The following is a 14,209-nucleotide window of genomic DNA, read 5'->3' as shown; positions in this document are numbered from 1 at the left end:
CGGAGCCTGGATTTCATCATGAGCTACCTGATTTCTCTCGTTATCGGTCTTGCTGTCGGGCTGCTGTACGGCGGGCTCGATTTCCGTTCCCCGGCGCCTCCCGCCGTGGCCCTGGTGGGCTTGCTCGGCATGCAGTTGGGCGAGAAGGCCTGGCCGCTGGGCAAGCAACTGGTGGCTGGCTGGTTGTCCTGAACCCCTTTCCGTTCCCTGTCTGGATACGCACTCCATGAAAGCTCTGCAATTTTCGAAAACCGGTGATCTTTGCGCCCTGCAATGGGTCGACCTGCCCATGCCCGTGCCCGCCGCCGGCGAGGTGCTGGTACAGGTCAAGGCTGCCGGCCTGAACCCCAGCGATGTGAAGAACGTACTGGGTCGTTTTTCCTACACCACCTTGCCGCGGGTACCCGGGCGGGACTTCGCCGGAGTGGTGGTCGAGGGCCCGCAGGCGCTGCTCGGCCAGGAAGTCTGGGGCACCGGCAAGGAACTGGGCTTCACCGGCGACGGTTCCCATGCGCAGTACCTGACCCTGCCGGCCGAGGGGGTGGCGCGCAAGCCGGCGCATTTGAGCTTTGCCCAGGCGGCCAGCCTCGGTGTGCCGTACACCACCGCCTGGGATGCCCTGGAGCGTAGCCTGGTGAAGGCCGGGACCCGGCTGCTGGTGATCGGCGCCAATGGCGCGGTCGGCAGTGCGGCGATCGCCCTGGCGAAGATCCGTGGGGCGCAGGTGCTGGCGGCAGTCCGTCGGCCGGAGCAGGCCCTGGCGTTGCAGGCGCGGGGGTTCGAGACGGTCGTGCTGGGCCAGCCCGAAGACCTGGCAGCCTCGGTCAATGGCGTGTTCCCCGGGGGGGCCGAGGTGATCTTCGATACCACCGGCTTCTGGCTGCCGGCGGCGGTCGGTGCCTTGGCGACATTCGGCCGTATCGCGATCATCGCCGCACCGGTCGACGGGCATGTGCAATTGCCGGCGCTGGCGCTGTATCGCAAGGGTGGCTCGGTGGTCGGGATCAATTCGCTGCTCTATGGCACTGCGGCCTGCGCGCGGATGCTCGAACAGTTCGGGCGTTTCTTCGATGAGGGGCTGCTGGAGCTGCCGTCGGGCTTGCGCGAATCGCCGCTGGCCGAAGGGCCGACGCGCTATGCCGAGGTCAACCAGGGCAGCAGCGAGAAGGTGATTCTGTTGCCTTGAGATGATGGAGTCGTACACCGAAATGCGTACGAAGGACCCGCTGTAGGAGCAGGGCTTGCCCGCGAAGAGGCCCTTGAGGTCGCTGAAAGCTTCGCGGGCAAGTCGGATCGCCGCACCGCCGGCTCCTACAGGCGCTCATCAGCAGGAAGTCATCGGCAGAGATCGGGGGAGTGAGCTACAACTGTGGTGTCCAACAATGGAGACACCACCATGCTCGTCCACTGGTTCCTGGCCGCTCTTCACCTCCTGGCCTACGGCATTGCCCTGGCCGCCGTGTTCGGTCGGGGCGGTGCCTTGTTGCGTCTTGGCGGCAGCGCTGCGACCGATCTGCGCCCGGTCTTCGTCTGGGACAACCTGTGGGGGATCAGTGCCGCGGTGCTGCTGATCACCGGTGGTCTGCGCGCCTTCGGCGGTTTCGAGAAGGGCAGTGACTATTACCTGCACCAGCCGCTGTTTCACCTCAAGCTGACGCTGTTCGTGATTGTCCTGCTGCTGGAGCTGACACCGATGATCAGCCTGATCAAGTGGCGCATCGCGCAGAAGAAGGGCGCCTCTATCGACATTCGCCGTGCCCGGCTGTTCGCCCGGCTGAGCCATGTCGAGGCGCTGCTGATCATGCTGATCGTGATCGCTGCCAGTGGCATGGCCCGAGGCTTCCTGGCCGGTTGAAGGCCGTGGTTCAGGGCTCCAGGTGCAGGCTGGCGCGGATGCCATTGACGGTCGCTTCCTGGGCCTTGTAGCCATCCGCGGAGCCGGCGTACAGCAGGGAGTAGGCCTTGCCCTCACGCGCCGCGGCCACCAGGGTCTGGGTCATCACGTGGCCGCCGTTCTGGGTGATGGTGCAGGTGGTTTCCACCGCTGGCATGCCGCCCAGGGTGCTGTCGTGGATGCGGTTGCAGACGCTCATGAAACCGCGCTCGACGAAGTTCTTCTGGACCGCCTTGCGCATTTCCAGCAGCACGCCGGGCAGGTTGACCTGATGCCCGGGCGTGAGGGCGGACTGGGTCAGTTCCATGACCATCAGCGGGTCGCCGTTGGCATCGTTCTTCACCGCACGCTGGCGCAGACCGCTGATTACCTCGCCCACGGCGTTTTGCGCGGGTGGCAGGGTCTGCACTTCCCAGTCGCCTGGCCAGGTGATCATCAGGTCATCGGCGAGGGCGGACGAGCCGCCCAGCAGCAGGAGCAGGGCGGTGAAACAGACACGACATTGCACTGGGATCATGGAGGGTACTGGCAAGGGAGGATGAAATGGGTTGTTACAGTGTATCAATAGTTGGGCGCCACAGGCCGATTCTTCTGCGGGGCCGGGTGGGGAGAGCGCCTTCGGGTGCCCGACGGGGCGCGCCCCTGGGTATTTTTATCGGAATTTCCATTTTTCCTGCTGAATCAGCAACTTAATCCGAACCCGCCGTTGAGCGCCAGGGTGGATCCAGGCTCCATGCGCGATTGCGTGGGCTATTGCCGGCAAGTTCAAGGAACGTACGGCTTTTCAGCGCTGTGACGACAGGTCGCAACCAGGGCGTACAGGCCGTCAGGCAACGGCACAGACGCCCCCGGAAACCCCGGCACAGGCAACCGTTGCTCAGCTAGCCCTTTGCTTCTCAAGCGTTATCCCGGACAATCGCGCCCCTCTTATGGCCGGGGCGCTGCCAATAAGCTGTTTTCCGCCCCGGTCGCGTGGTAATGACCGGCTAACGGAGACTCGACCGGATGAATGACCAGGCCAACAGCGTCGACGAACGCTATGAATCGGCTCCCGCTGCACTGAGCGGCTGGAGCCGCCACGACACCACCTGGATGCTGGGCCTGTTCGGCACGGCGATCGGCGCCGGAACCCTGTTCCTGCCGATCAATGCGGGGCTGGGCGGCTTCTGGCCGCTGCTGATCCTGGCGTTGCTGGCGTTTCCGATGACGTTCTACGCGCACCGCGGCCTGACCCGCTTCGTGCTCTCCGGGCGCGATGGTTCGGACATCACCGAAGTGGTCGAGGAGCATTTCGGCCTGACCGCCGGTGCGCTGATCACCCTGCTGTACTTCTTCGCGATCTTCCCGATCCTGCTGATCTACAGTGTCGCCCTGACCAACACCGTGGGCAGCTTCCTCGAACACCAGTTGCACATCGCGCCGCCGCCGCGGGCGATCCTGTCCCTGGCGCTGATCCTCGGCCTGCTGGCGGTGGTACGGTGTGGTGAGCAACTGATCGTCAAGGCGATGAGCATGCTGGTCTATCCGTTCATCGTCGCCCTGGCGCTCCTGGCGGTGTACCTGATCCCGCACTGGAACGGCGGCATTCTCGCCACCGCCAGCAGCCTGCCGGAGCCCTCGGCACTGCTGCACACGCTGTGGCTGGCGATTCCGGTGATGGTGTTCTCGTTCAACCACTCGCCGATCATCTCGGCCTTCGCCGTGGACCAGAAGCGCCGTTACGGGGCGCACGCCGAAGAGCGCAGCAGCCAGATCCTGTCCCGCGCCCACCTGCTGATGGTGGTGATGGTGCTGTTCTTCGTGTTCAGTTGCGTGCTGACCCTGTCGCCGGCCCAACTGGCCGAAGCCAAGGCGCAGAACCTGTCGATCCTGTCTTACCTGGCCAACCATTTCAGCAACCCGACCATCGCCTTCGCCGCGCCGCTGATTGCCTTCGTGGCGATCGCCAAGTCGTTCCTGGGCCATTACATCGGTGCCAGTGAAGGACTCAAGGGCCTGATCATCAAGAGCGGCCGCAAGCCCGGTGCCAACGCCCTGGACCGCATGACGGCGGCCTTCATGCTGGTGGTCTGCTGGCTGGTGGCAACGCTGAACCCGAGCATCCTGGGCATGATCGAGACCCTGGGTGGGCCGATCATCGCCGCGTTGCTTTTCCTGATGCCGATGTATGCGATCCGCCGCGTTCCCTCGATGCGTCAGTACTCGGGCAATCTGTCCAACGTGTTCGTCACGCTGGTCGGTCTGGTATCGATTTCGGCGCTGATCTACTCGCTGGCCTCCTGATCCAACACCCCCTGCAGGAGACGGTTGCTGGCGATGGCCTCAACGCGGTAGGGCTTAAAACCGCGTTGTCCGGATCGCCAGCAGGCCGGCTCCCACCTCAAGGCTTCAGATAGAAATTCTTGCGGTGCAGGCGCACGGTCTGCGGGAACTGTTCATTTCCTTCGCCGTGGCCTTCGCCCAATGGCCATGCGGCAGCATGTGCGCCGTCTTGTGCTAACGCTCGCTCAATCCCTCGCAACCCGGCTGAAGGCCGTCTGGATATGCCGGCGGACCTCGGCCGGGCCGTTTTCCACCGTCAGGCAGCGGGGTGGGCAGGTAGTAGTAGGTGGTGTTTGAGCAGGAGGGCCCTGGGCGAGCGGATACGCGGTGCCCAGGGTGGGGCGGGGCTTACTGGATCAGCTTCCAGTTCTTGTAGAACACCCGGCGCAGGGCGAACACGGCACCGGCGAAGCCGGCGATCACGCCGCGCAGGATGAACGGCGTGCGGGACGGCCGCACGATGTCGATGAACAGGCAGTAGCGCTTGGTGTCGTTCTTGTTGAACGAGGCATGCAGCAGGGTGTCGTCGAAGATGAACAACGGGTCGTCATGCCAGAAGTGCTTGTCCTTGCGGCACTGGATGTAGACACCGTCATGATGCGGTGCCGGCGCCATGTTGTAGAGCACGCGGAACATCATGCGCAGCGGGCCGAAGTGGAACGAGGTCGACTGGTTGGCGTTGAACACCGAGACGCCGACGGTCTTCACATAGGGGAATTTCTGCTGCAGTTCGCGGATGTCCAGTTCGGTGTCGATCTTGCGCCCGTACCACTGGAAGAACAGCATGCCGCGCTTGTTCTGGGCCATGCGGCCGTCGAGGTACTGGATGATCTCGTCCTTGTGGTCCATGGCCCGGTCGATGACCTGCTGCAACTCGCGCTGGCAGTCTTCGGGCAGGTCCTGCATGCGATAGACGCCGCGGTTGCGCCGGCTCACCAGGTCGAACAGGGTGTTGAACGGCGACAGGACCCAGGTATTGCGGCCGTTGCCGATGAAATATTTCTTCGCCAGTTCGGCGGTATAGATACCATTGCGCAGGAAATCGTAGATACCGCAGATCACCACCAGCGCCAGGAAGCCGAACACGGTTTTCGGGAAGCAGTAGATGACCAGAAGCACGCCCAGCGTCCAGAGGAGCGAGACGACTTTCTTGCGGATGTTGCGGATACTCATGAACCGGGGCTCCCTTAGAGCGATTGCAGCAGGTAGTGGCGGGCGCCGGATGGCGCGTTGGAACCCAGGAAAGCACCGTGTTCGGGTGCGCAACCGTCCGGGGCGACGGTTTGCCCGAACCAGCAGGCCGGGCAGGTCAAGCGATGCCTGCCATGATAGAAGTTCGGGCGAGGGATAATCGTATCAAATGTTACTGTTTTGTAAGGTTTCTTAACAATTTATTTAACGGGATTCGTGTAGAGCCATCATTGACATCGGGGATCGATGTCCAACCTAACCAGGAGCAGGGAGTCAGTATGAAGTGGATTTGCGTGGTATTGGCCGTGCTGATGTTGTCGATGGGCGGCGCACAGGCGGATCAGCAGTCTTCATCGGGAAAGAACAGGCAGAAGGGGCAGGCTGGCGAGTTCGACTATTACCTGCTGAGCCTGTCGTGGTCGCCGACCTTCTGCCTGACCCATGCCGGTAATGAACAGTGCAAGGGCAAGGGTTACGGCTTTGTGCTCCACGGACTCTGGCCGCAGTATGCCAAGGGCGGCTGGCCGCAGTTCTGTGCGCCGTTGACACCGCTGACGGCTGCCCAGCGCCAGCAGGGCAGCACGATGTTCCCGACGGCCAAGCTGCTCGAACATGAGTGGAGCAAGCACGGTACCTGCAGTGGCCTGGGCGCCGACCGCTACCTGCAGACCACCGACCAGGCCCTGGGCAAGGTGCACATCCCCGATGAGCTGCAGCCGTCGACCAGCGTCCGGGAGTACTCCGCCGCAGAAATCGTCCAGCTGTTCCAGCAGGGCAATCCGGGCCTGCCGGCCGATGGCGTCACGGTGGGTTGCAGCGGTCCGCAACTGTCGGAAGTCCGGGTGTGCCTGAACAAGGACCTGGGTTTCGAGTCGTGCGGCAAGGGCGTGAAAACCCAGTGCCGCGACGGCAAGGTACGTCTGCCGCCGATCCGCTGAGCGCGGTTCGCATCCTGAGCGGTGCCGGCTGGCGCCGCTCAGCGTTGCAAGATTGTTCAAGACACGGCGCAAAGGGCCTGCCACAGTCGGCAGCCCTTTACTGACGTCCGAGCTTCCATGTCCGAACATTCCTTGCCCCGCAGTGCATTCCTGCGCGGTGCCGTGGCGATCATGCCGCTTTCCCTGGCGACCGCACCCTGGGGGCTGCTGGCCGGCTCCATGGCCATCGAGGCCGATCTGACCCCTCTGCAAGGCCAGGGGCTCTCCGGCATCGTGTTTGCCGGCGCCGCGCAACTGGTGGCTATCGGCATGCTCAAGGGCGGGGCGGGGATCTTCTCGATCCTGCTGACCACCGCGCTGCTGACCTCGCAACACCTGCTCTACGGCATGAGCATGCGCTCGGTGATCGCGCCGCTGCCGGGACGCTGGCGCCTTGGCCTGGGGTTTCTGCTGACCGACGAGCTGTTCGCCCTGACCAGCCAGCACGACCGACACCAGTTCGATCGCTGGTACGCGCTGGGGGTGGGGCTGACGTTCTATATCGCCTGGAATCTGTTCACCCTGGCCGGAATCGTGCTGGGCAGCAGCATTCCCGGGCTGGAACACCTGGGGCTGGATTTCTCCATTGCCGCCACCTTCATCGCCCTGATCACGCCGGTGGTACGCAACGTGCCGACGGTGGTGTGCGTGGCGGTGTCGCTGTTCTGTTCGGTGCTGTTCAGCTACTGGCAGTGGGGGTCGGCGCTGGTGCTGTCGGGGCTGGCGGGGATGGCGGCGGGTTTCGTCTGCAACAAGCTGTATCGGGGGCGTGAATGATGGTCTGGGCCGTGATTGTCGGAATGGGGCTGCTGGTGTTCCTCAACCGCTATGTGTTTCTCGAACCGCGCCTGCCGTTGCGCCTGAGCAGCAATGCCCGGCAGTTTCTCGGTTTTGCCGTGCCGGGGATGCTGACGGCGATCTGCGGGCCGATCGTGTTCATGCCGGACCGGCAGTTGAACCTGCAGTGGGACAATCCCTACCTGATCAGTTCGCTGGTGGCCGTCGGCCTGGTGCTTTATACCCGCAACACGCTGCTCAGCATGTTGCTGAGCATGGCGTTCTTCTTCCTCTTGCGCTGGTGGCTGTAGCTCCTGGAAACGGTGGTTCAGCCCCAGGGGCTGCGAGCGTGCCGACGTCGCCTTCCTTGACGATCCGGGTCACCTGTGACGGCCGCAGCGATTTCTGCGCGTTGGCATAGGCTTGTCAGGGGGCGTCGGTCACGGTGATACTGACGGCCCATTGCTTTTTTCGAGGTGTTCGTCCAATGCGCAATTGATGCCGCCGTCTGTTCCGACGGCCAGTCTCCGCACCCCCTGCTGCAGGGTGGAGTCCATGGCATTGATGGGAGTTCGCATGACGAATTCGTACCTGGCGCTGGAAAGCGTTTCCTATGTCCTGGCCGATGGCCGGGTGCTTTTTTCCGGGCTCGATGCCCGCTTCGATGGACAGCCGACGGCGATTGTCGGGCGCAATGGCGTCGGCAAGAGCGTGCTCGCACGCCTGCTCGCGGGGCAGCTATCGCCGGCCGAAGGGTATTGCCGGCGTGGCGGCAAGGTCCACTATCTGGCCCAGCAGCTCGACCCCCATGCCTCGATCGCGACATTGCTCGGCGTGCAGGAACTGCTGGCAGCCCTGGAGCGTATCGAAGCCGGTGGTCTCGATACGGCCGATTACGACCAGGTCGGCGAGCGCTGGGATATTCGCCAGCAACTGCAGGCCGAACTGGAGCGCCATGACCTGAAGGGGCTGGACATCAGCCGTCCCGTCGCCAGCCTGAGCGGTGGCGAAGCGATGCGCGTGGCGCTGGCGGGAGCCAGCCTGTCGGATGCGCAGACGCTGATCCTCGACGAGCCGAGCAATCATCTCGATCGGCCTGCGCGTCAGGCCCTGATGGAGCAACTGCGGCGCTGGCCCCGTGGCCTGATCGTGATCAGCCATGACCGGGAGCTGCTGGAGCAGATGAGCCGGATCGTCGAACTGTCCAGCCTGGGCCTGCGCAGCTATGGCGGCGGCTACAGTTTTTACCTGCAGCAGAAGGCCGTCGAGCGCGACGAGGCGGTGCGCCAGTTGGAGCATGCCCGGCTCGAACGCAAGCGTACCGAGCAGGCCCTACGGCTTCAGCAGGCGCGCCAGGAGCAGCGCCAGGCCCGTGCCGAACGGCAGGCCGGGCAGGCCAACCAGGCGCCGATCCTGTTGGGGTGTCGCAAGGGCATCAGTGAAAACACCCGTGGCAAGCAGCAGGCCCAGCAGGCGGCTGTACGTGAAAACCTGGCGCAACAGGTGCGTGAAGCGGCCCGTGCGGTGGAGCAGGAGGTGGCGGTCGTGCTGCAGGCGCCAGCCAGTGCGCAATTTGCGCGACGGCGGGTGCTGGTCCTCGACGACCTGCGCCTGCCCCGTGTACAGGGACAGCTCAGCCTGGTCCTGCATGGGCAGCAGCGGATCGGCGTGGTGGGGCGCAACGGCAGCGGCAAGTCCACCCTGCTCAAGGTCCTGGCAGGGCAACTACCGACGACTGGGGGTGACTTCGTGGTCAATGGCACGCTGGCCTATCTTGACCAGGCCCTGTCCGCTGTCGATCCGCAGCGTTCGATCCTGGAACAGTTGCGAGCGGTGAATCGGCATTCGAGCGAAGGCGAGTTGCGTAGCCGTCTGGCGCAGTTGGGCCTGGGGGCCGAATGCGTCATGCAGCCCAGCGGCCTGCTCAGCGGTGGCGAACGACTCAAGGGTGCGCTGGCCAGCGTGCTCTACGCGGACGAGCCGCCGCAGCTGCTGTTGCTGGACGAGCCGAACAATCACCTGGACCTGCCGTCGCTGCAGGCCCTGGAAAGCATGCTGGTGCAGTTCCACGGTGCGCTGCTGGTGGTGTCCCATGACCGGCGTTTTCTCGATCGGCTCCAACTGACCGAACGGTTGCAGGCCGGCGTCGATGGCTGGCAACTGCAACCCTGGGCGTGATGCTCAGCCCAGCACCTCGCGCAGCCGGTGCCAGAGCATGCCCAGCGCCAGCAACGGCGAGCGCAGGGCCTTGCCGCCGGGGAAGGTCATGTGCGGGACCGCGCTGAAGATGTCCATGCCCTGGCTCTGTCCGGCGTGAATCGCTTCGGCCAACAGCCGGGCGGTCCAATGGGTGACATTGACGCCGTGACCGGAATAGCCCTGGGCATAGAACACGTTCGGCTGCTGGCGCAGGCGGCCGACCTGGGGGAAGCGGTTGGCGGTGATGCCGATCTTGCCTCCCCACTGGAAGTCCAGGCGCACATCCGCCAGTTGCGGGAACACCTTGAGCATCTTCGGCCGCATGTAGGCGCCGATATCCGCCGGATCCCGCCCGGAGTAGTGGCAGGCGCCGCCGAACAGCAGGCGGCGGTCGGCGGACAGTCGATAGTAGTCCAGGCCGACCTTCTGGTCGCACAGCGCCAGGTTTTGCGGGATCAGTTCGGCGGCCAGCGCCGCGGTCAGCGGTTGCGTCGCGACGATGTAGCTGCCGGCCGGCAGCACCTTGCCACTCAGGCGCGGTTCGAGATCATCGAGGTGGGCATTGCAGGCCAGCACCAGGCTGTCGGCGCGCACGCTGCCGTGGGCGCAGCGCACCCGCACGCGGCTGCCATGCAGCAGTTCGAGCACCGGGCTCTGTTCGAAGATCCGTACCCCCAGCGACTCGGCTGCCCGCGCTTCGCCCAGTACCAGGTTGAGCGGATGCAGATGCCCGGAGCCCATGTCGATCAGGCCACCGGCATACGCGCTGGACGCCACCACCTGGCGCATGTCCCGCGATTCGACAATTCGCGTTTGATGTGCATACCCCAGTTGGGCCAGGTGTTCCTGCTCGGCCTGGAATGCCGCGAACTGCGCCGCGGTGTTGGCCAGTTCGCAGAAGCCCCAGCGCAGGTCGCAGTCGATGGCATGTTCGCGGATCCGTTCGCCAACCAGCGCGACCGAGTCGATGCCGGCCCGCTCCAGGTAGCGCACGCCGCCCGTGCCGACGTAGCGGGCGAAGCCGCTGACATCATGGCCGATGCCACGGATCAGTTGGCCACCATTGCGCCCGCTGGCGCCCCAGCCGATGCGCCGGCCTTCGAGCAGGACCACCGAGAGGCCGCGCTGGGCCAGCTCGATCGCGGTATTGACGCCGGTGAAGCCGCCGCCGATCACGCAGACGTCTGCGACCAGGTCCGACTCGAGCCGGGGGCGGTCCGGCATCGAGTGGGCGGTGGCAGCGTAATAGGAACGGGCATGTTCCATGGTGCTGTCGTGGCTCATTTGTTGGTCTTCACCTTGCTCCAGGAACGGGTCATCAGGCGCATGATTTCCGGGGTCGGCGTGGTCGAGATGTACAGTTTGTCGAGCACTTCCTGCGGTGGGTAGACCTCGGGGTTGTGCACCAGGTCGACGTCCATGTACTGCTGGGCGGCCGGGTTGGGGTTGGCGTAGCCGACCGTGGCGCTGACCTTGGCGATCACCTGCGGATCGAGCAGGTAGTTGATGAAGGCATGGGCCTCCTTGACGTTGGCGGCGTCGGCCGGGATCGCCAGCAGGTCGAACCACAGGTTGCTGCCCTCCTTGGGAATCGAGTAGGCGATGTTGATGCCGTTCTTCGCCTCCTTGGCCCGGTTGGCGGCCTGGAACACGTCGCCGGAGTAGCCGAAGGCAACGCAGATGTCACCGTTGGCCAGGTCCGAAATGTACTTGGAGGAGTGGAAGTAGGTGATGTACGGCCGCAGGGTCAGCAGCTTGGCCTCGGCCTTCTTGTAGTCCTCGGGGTTGGAGCTGCGTGGGTCCATGCCCAGGTAGTTGAGGATCGCCGGGAAGGTCTCGTCCGGCGAGTCCATGAACGAGACACCGCATTGGCTGAGCTTCTTCAGGTTCTCCGGTTCGAACAGCACCGCCCACGAGTCGATGTGGTCGATACCCAGTACCTGCTTGACCTTGTCGACGTTGTAGCCGATGCCGTTGGTGCCCCACAGGTAGGGCACCGAGTGCGCGTTGCCCGGATCGTTCTTTTCCAGCAGCTTGAGCAGTTGCGGGTCGAGGTTTTTCCAGTTCGGCAATTGCGCGCGGTCGAGCTTGAGGAACGCCCCGGCTTTCACCTGGCGGCCGAGAAAATGGTTGGAAGGCACCACCACGTCATAGCCGGTCCGGCCGGCGAGCAGCTTGCCTTCCAGGGTTTCGTTGGAGTCGAACACGTCATAGATCACCTTGATCCCGCTTTTGGCCTGGAAGTCGGCGAGGGTGGTCTCGCCGATGTAGTCGGTCCAGTTGTAGACGCTGACGGTCGGTTCGGCGTGAGCCGTGGCGCCGAACAGCAGCGCCAGGGTGAAGGGGACCACGGATTTCAATAGACGCATGTCGACACCTCGTTGAGTGGTTGTGGGTGAGGTCGGGTTGGGGGATCAGACGCTGAGCAGGAGGAATTCACGTTCCCAGGAACTGATCACCCGCTTGAAGTTTTCGTGTTCGGCGCGCTTGACCGCCACGTAGCCGCGCACGAACTGGCTGCCCAGGTAGCGGTCGAGGGTCGGGCAATCTTCCATGTGGGCCAGGGCATCCTCGATGGTGATCGGCAGGCGCAGGTTGCGCCGCTCGTAGGCGCGGCCTTCCACCGGCGGGTTGGGCTCGATGCCTTCGACCATGCCCAGGTAACCGCACAGCAGGCTGGCGGCGATTGCCAGGTAGGGGTTGGCGTCGGCGCCCGGCAGGCGGTTTTCCACGCGCATGGCCTCGGGGCTGGAGGTTGGCACCCGCAGGCCGACGGTGCGGTTTTCCTCGCCCCACTCGACGTTGACCGGCGCCGAGGTGTCCGGCAGGAAACGGCGGAACGAGTTGACGTTGGGGGCGAACATCGGCAGCACCTTGGGGATGTACTTCTGCAGGCCGCCGATGTGGTGCAGGAACAGCTCGCTCTTGGAACCGTCCGCGTTGACGAAGATCGGCTTGCCGGTGGCGATGTCGACCACGCTCTGGTGCAGGTGCATGGCACTGCCAGGCTCGTCGGCGATCGGCTTGGCCATGAAGGTCGCGGTGACGTTGTGCTTGAGCGCCGCTTCGCGCAGGGTGCGTTTGAACACGGTGATCTGGTCGGCCAGGTCGAGGGCATCGCCGTGGCGGAAGTTGATTTCCATCTGCGCCGGGCCGTCTTCGTGAATCAGCGTGTCGAGGTCCAGGCCCTGGGCTTCGCACCAGTCGTAGACGTCTTCGAACAGCGGATCGAATTCGTTGGCGGCGTCGATGGAGAACGACTGCCGACCGCTTTCGGCACGGCCCGAGCGACCCAGCGGGGCCTTGAGCGGCAGGTCCGGGTCTTCGCAGCGCTGGGTCAGGTAGAACTCCATCTCCGGCGCGACGATCGGCTGCCAACCCTTGTCGGTATAGAGCTGCAGGACCTTCTTGAGGACGTTGCGTGGCGACAGCTCGATCGGGTTGCCCTGTTTGTCGAAGGTGTCGTGGATGACGATCGCGGTCGGTTCGATGGCCCACGGCACCAGGTAGATCGACGAGGCGTCGGGGCGGCAGATCATGTCGATGTCGGCCGGGTCGAGCAGGTCGTAGTAGACATCGTCCTCGACGAAGTCCCCGGTTACCGTTTGCAGCAGCACACTTTCCGGCAGGCGCATGCCTCGCTCATGCAGGAACTTGTTGGTGGGTGCGATCTTGCCGCGGGCGATGCCGGTCAGGTCGCTGACCACACATTCCACTTCGGTAATCTTGTGTTCTTTCAGCCATGAGGACAGCTGATCGAAAGGGGCGTTCATAAGGACCTCGTCGTTGGTTTCATCGACGCCAGGTTGGGCCTTCCGCTTGCCTGAAAACGGCGGGAGGCTTCCCCTGCAGCGCGTTGGCGACTATCTTGCTGTCAGCTGCGCGGTTCCATCTATCCACTTTTCCCATACCAAGATGCACCATAAAGGTGCGCAATGGTCTCCCATGACAGAGCCTAATTCCTTGCGGGTCCAGGCGTTCAAGACCGCCGACGTGACCGAACAGATCCGGGCGACACCGGGTTGGGTCCAGCATTACCAGCAGATGTCGCCGGGGCATTTCGCCGGGCAGATTCGCTACCTGGACCTGCAGGGCGTGGAAATCTACGAGGAGTGCATGAACACCCGTGTGGAGCAGAACTTCAGTGCCCCGTCGGGCGCGCTGGCCTTCTGTTTCGACCGCAGCGACAATGCCCTGTATATGCTCAATGGCGAGAGCCGCAACATCTGGATCACACCGGAGAACTACCAGGAAGTGGCGGTGGTGTTCGGCCCTGAGTTCGTTCGGCATCACGGCCTGGACATCGCCCGGCTCGACGGCCTGTTCATGGCGCCGCTCAACTCGCAGCAGAATGCGTTGTTCGGCCGCTGGCTCAGCGCAACCCTGACTCGTCTGAGTCAGGCTGGCGATCCGCCAAGCCGGGAGGCCCTGAGCCAGCAGTTGCTGGAGGATTGCCTGTACCTTCTCGATAACGCCTGCCTGGACCGCGGCTCGTGGCAACGGCGCACGGAAGAGCGCGGCATCATGAAGCGCATTGGCGAATGGGCGGCCGATGCCCCCGAGGAAACCCTGAACCTGCTGGAACTTGCTCAGGTGGCCGGCGTGTCGCTGCACCAGTTACAGCATGCCTTCAAGGCGTTCACCGGGATGACCCCGACCCAATGGCTGCGCTTGCGCCGTCTGAACGGCGCGCGCCACGAACTGCTGCACGGCAAGGCGCGGAGCACCGTCGCCGAAGTGGCGATGCATTGGTCGTTCTGGCACCTGGGACGGTTTTCCAGCAGCTATCGGGCGTTGTTCCGCGAGTTGCCGAGCCAGACCCTGAAGCGTCGGCAGATGAGCCGCTGAG

The 14,209-nt window shown here is 64.1% G+C and carries 14 protein-coding genes; 9 read left to right on the top strand and 5 right to left on the bottom strand.

Going from position 1 to position 14,209, the window contains the following annotated elements:
• Window positions 1–18 precede the first annotated feature (18 nt).
• The 3 genes from PF66_RS31915 (at window position 19) to PF66_RS10135 (ending at window position 1,855) form a co-directional block, all read left to right on the top strand.
• Window positions 19–192 (top strand): DUF1427 family protein, encoded by a 174-nt coding sequence (locus PF66_RS31915; protein ID WP_017906538.1) that lies wholly within the window; start codon window positions 19–21, stop codon window positions 190–192.
• A gap of 34 nt (window positions 193–226) precedes the next feature.
• The gene (locus PF66_RS10140; protein ID WP_054062591.1) at window positions 227–1,186 is read left to right on the top strand and encodes a quinone oxidoreductase family protein; all 960 of its coding nucleotides are present in this window, start codon (window positions 227–229) and stop codon (window positions 1,184–1,186) included.
• A gap of 210 nt (window positions 1,187–1,396) precedes the next feature.
• Window positions 1,397–1,855: a DUF2214 family protein gene (locus PF66_RS10135; protein WP_054056451.1), complete on the top strand. Its 459-nt coding sequence runs from the start codon at window positions 1,397–1,399 to the stop codon at window positions 1,853–1,855.
• A gap of 10 nt (window positions 1,856–1,865) precedes the next feature.
• Here the strand turns inward: PF66_RS10135 and PF66_RS10130 are convergent, their stop codons facing one another.
• Window positions 1,866–2,411, bottom strand: a complete 546-nt coding sequence (locus tag PF66_RS10130; protein WP_054056452.1) for a DUF4946 domain-containing protein — start codon at window positions 2,409–2,411, stop codon at window positions 1,866–1,868.
• A gap of 488 nt (window positions 2,412–2,899) precedes the next feature.
• Here PF66_RS10130 and PF66_RS10125 point away from each other — a divergent pair, with 488 nt between their 5' ends.
• Window positions 2,900–4,177, top strand: a complete 1,278-nt coding sequence (locus tag PF66_RS10125) for a serine/threonine transporter (RefSeq protein ID WP_054062590.1) — start codon at window positions 2,900–2,902, stop codon at window positions 4,175–4,177.
• 387 nt (window positions 4,178–4,564) lie between these two features.
• Here the strand turns inward: PF66_RS10125 and PF66_RS10120 are convergent, their stop codons facing one another.
• Window positions 4,565–5,389, bottom strand: coding sequence for an aspartyl/asparaginyl beta-hydroxylase domain-containing protein (locus PF66_RS10120; protein ID WP_054056454.1), 825 nt, complete (start codon window positions 5,387–5,389; stop codon window positions 4,565–4,567).
• 296 nt (window positions 5,390–5,685) lie between these two features.
• Here PF66_RS10120 and PF66_RS10115 point away from each other — a divergent pair, with 296 nt between their 5' ends.
• From PF66_RS10115 to PF66_RS10100, 4 genes are all read left to right on the top strand, one after another.
• Window positions 5,686–6,345, top strand: coding sequence for a ribonuclease T2 family protein (locus PF66_RS10115; RefSeq protein ID WP_054056455.1), 660 nt, complete (start codon window positions 5,686–5,688; stop codon window positions 6,343–6,345).
• Between the two features lie 117 nt (window positions 6,346–6,462).
• Window positions 6,463–7,161 (top strand): AzlC family ABC transporter permease, encoded by a 699-nt coding sequence (locus PF66_RS10110; RefSeq protein WP_054062589.1) that lies wholly within the window; start codon window positions 6,463–6,465, stop codon window positions 7,159–7,161.
• Window positions 7,161–7,472 (top strand): AzlD domain-containing protein, encoded by a 312-nt coding sequence (locus PF66_RS10105; protein WP_162491338.1) that lies wholly within the window; start codon window positions 7,161–7,163, stop codon window positions 7,470–7,472. Before PF66_RS10110 ends, PF66_RS10105 begins: the two co-directional genes overlap by 1 nt.
• A gap of 265 nt (window positions 7,473–7,737) precedes the next feature.
• Window positions 7,738–9,339, top strand: a complete 1,602-nt coding sequence (locus PF66_RS10100) for an ABC-F family ATP-binding cassette domain-containing protein (RefSeq protein WP_054062588.1) — start codon at window positions 7,738–7,740, stop codon at window positions 9,337–9,339.
• Between the two features lie 3 nt (window positions 9,340–9,342).
• Here PF66_RS10100 and PF66_RS10095 read toward each other — a convergent pair whose 3' ends face one another.
• Genes PF66_RS10095 through PF66_RS10085 form a run of 3 tightly spaced genes read right to left on the bottom strand, consistent with a single transcriptional unit; the run spans window position 9,343 to window position 13,133 of the window.
• Window positions 9,343–10,644, bottom strand: coding sequence for an NAD(P)/FAD-dependent oxidoreductase (locus tag PF66_RS10095; RefSeq protein ID WP_054062587.1), 1,302 nt, complete (start codon window positions 10,642–10,644; stop codon window positions 9,343–9,345).
• On the bottom strand, window positions 10,641–11,729 hold the full coding sequence (locus PF66_RS10090) for a polyamine ABC transporter substrate-binding protein (RefSeq protein WP_054062586.1): 1,089 nt from the start codon (window positions 11,727–11,729) through the stop codon (window positions 10,641–10,643). Before PF66_RS10090 ends, PF66_RS10095 begins: the two co-directional genes overlap by 4 nt.
• A 45-nt stretch (window positions 11,730–11,774) precedes the next feature.
• Window positions 11,775–13,133 (bottom strand): glutamine synthetase family protein, encoded by a 1,359-nt coding sequence (locus tag PF66_RS10085; protein WP_054056461.1) that lies wholly within the window; start codon window positions 13,131–13,133, stop codon window positions 11,775–11,777.
• Between the two features lie 172 nt (window positions 13,134–13,305).
• Here PF66_RS10085 and PF66_RS10080 point away from each other — a divergent pair, with 172 nt between their 5' ends.
• A complete protein-coding gene (locus PF66_RS10080) occupies window positions 13,306–14,208 on the top strand; it encodes a helix-turn-helix domain-containing protein (protein WP_054056462.1) in 903 nt (300 codons plus the stop codon).
• Window position 14,209: the final 1 nt, after the last annotated feature.

It is taken from the genome of Pseudomonas asplenii (assembly GCF_001293465.1).
In the GTDB taxonomy this organism is placed as follows: domain Bacteria; phylum Pseudomonadota; class Gammaproteobacteria; order Pseudomonadales; family Pseudomonadaceae; genus Aquipseudomonas; species Aquipseudomonas fuscovaginae_B.
This window is presented reverse-complemented; position numbering and strand designations above follow the sequence as displayed.

What these genes read in the sequence shown, in the direction of transcription:
- PF66_RS31915 (WP_017906538.1), top strand. Translation starts at nt 19, where the DNA reads ATGAGCTACCTGATTTCTCTCGTTATCGGTCTTGCTGTCGGGCTGCTG.
- PF66_RS10140 (WP_054062591.1), top strand. Translation starts at nt 227, where the DNA reads ATGAAAGCTCTGCAATTTTCGAAAACCGGTGATCTTTGCGCCCTGCAA.
- PF66_RS10135 (WP_054056451.1), top strand. Translation starts at nt 1,397, where the DNA reads ATGCTCGTCCACTGGTTCCTGGCCGCTCTTCACCTCCTGGCCTACGGC.
- PF66_RS10130 (WP_054056452.1), bottom strand. Translation starts at nt 2,411, where the DNA reads ATGATCCCAGTGCAATGTCGTGTCTGTTTCACCGCCCTGCTCCTGCTG.
- PF66_RS10125 (WP_054062590.1), top strand. Translation starts at nt 2,900, where the DNA reads ATGAATGACCAGGCCAACAGCGTCGACGAACGCTATGAATCGGCTCCC.
- PF66_RS10120 (WP_054056454.1), bottom strand. Translation starts at nt 5,389, where the DNA reads ATGAGTATCCGCAACATCCGCAAGAAAGTCGTCTCGCTCCTCTGGACG.
- PF66_RS10115 (WP_054056455.1), top strand. Translation starts at nt 5,686, where the DNA reads ATGAAGTGGATTTGCGTGGTATTGGCCGTGCTGATGTTGTCGATGGGC.
- PF66_RS10110 (WP_054062589.1), top strand. Translation starts at nt 6,463, where the DNA reads ATGTCCGAACATTCCTTGCCCCGCAGTGCATTCCTGCGCGGTGCCGTG.
- PF66_RS10105 (WP_162491338.1), top strand. Translation starts at nt 7,161, where the DNA reads ATGGTCTGGGCCGTGATTGTCGGAATGGGGCTGCTGGTGTTCCTCAAC.
- PF66_RS10100 (WP_054062588.1), top strand. Translation starts at nt 7,738, where the DNA reads ATGACGAATTCGTACCTGGCGCTGGAAAGCGTTTCCTATGTCCTGGCC.
- PF66_RS10095 (WP_054062587.1), bottom strand. Translation starts at nt 10,644, where the DNA reads ATGAGCCACGACAGCACCATGGAACATGCCCGTTCCTATTACGCTGCC.
- PF66_RS10090 (WP_054062586.1), bottom strand. Translation starts at nt 11,729, where the DNA reads ATGCGTCTATTGAAATCCGTGGTCCCCTTCACCCTGGCGCTGCTGTTC.
- PF66_RS10085 (WP_054056461.1), bottom strand. Translation starts at nt 13,133, where the DNA reads ATGAACGCCCCTTTCGATCAGCTGTCCTCATGGCTGAAAGAACACAAG.
- PF66_RS10080 (WP_054056462.1), top strand. Translation starts at nt 13,306, where the DNA reads ATGACAGAGCCTAATTCCTTGCGGGTCCAGGCGTTCAAGACCGCCGAC.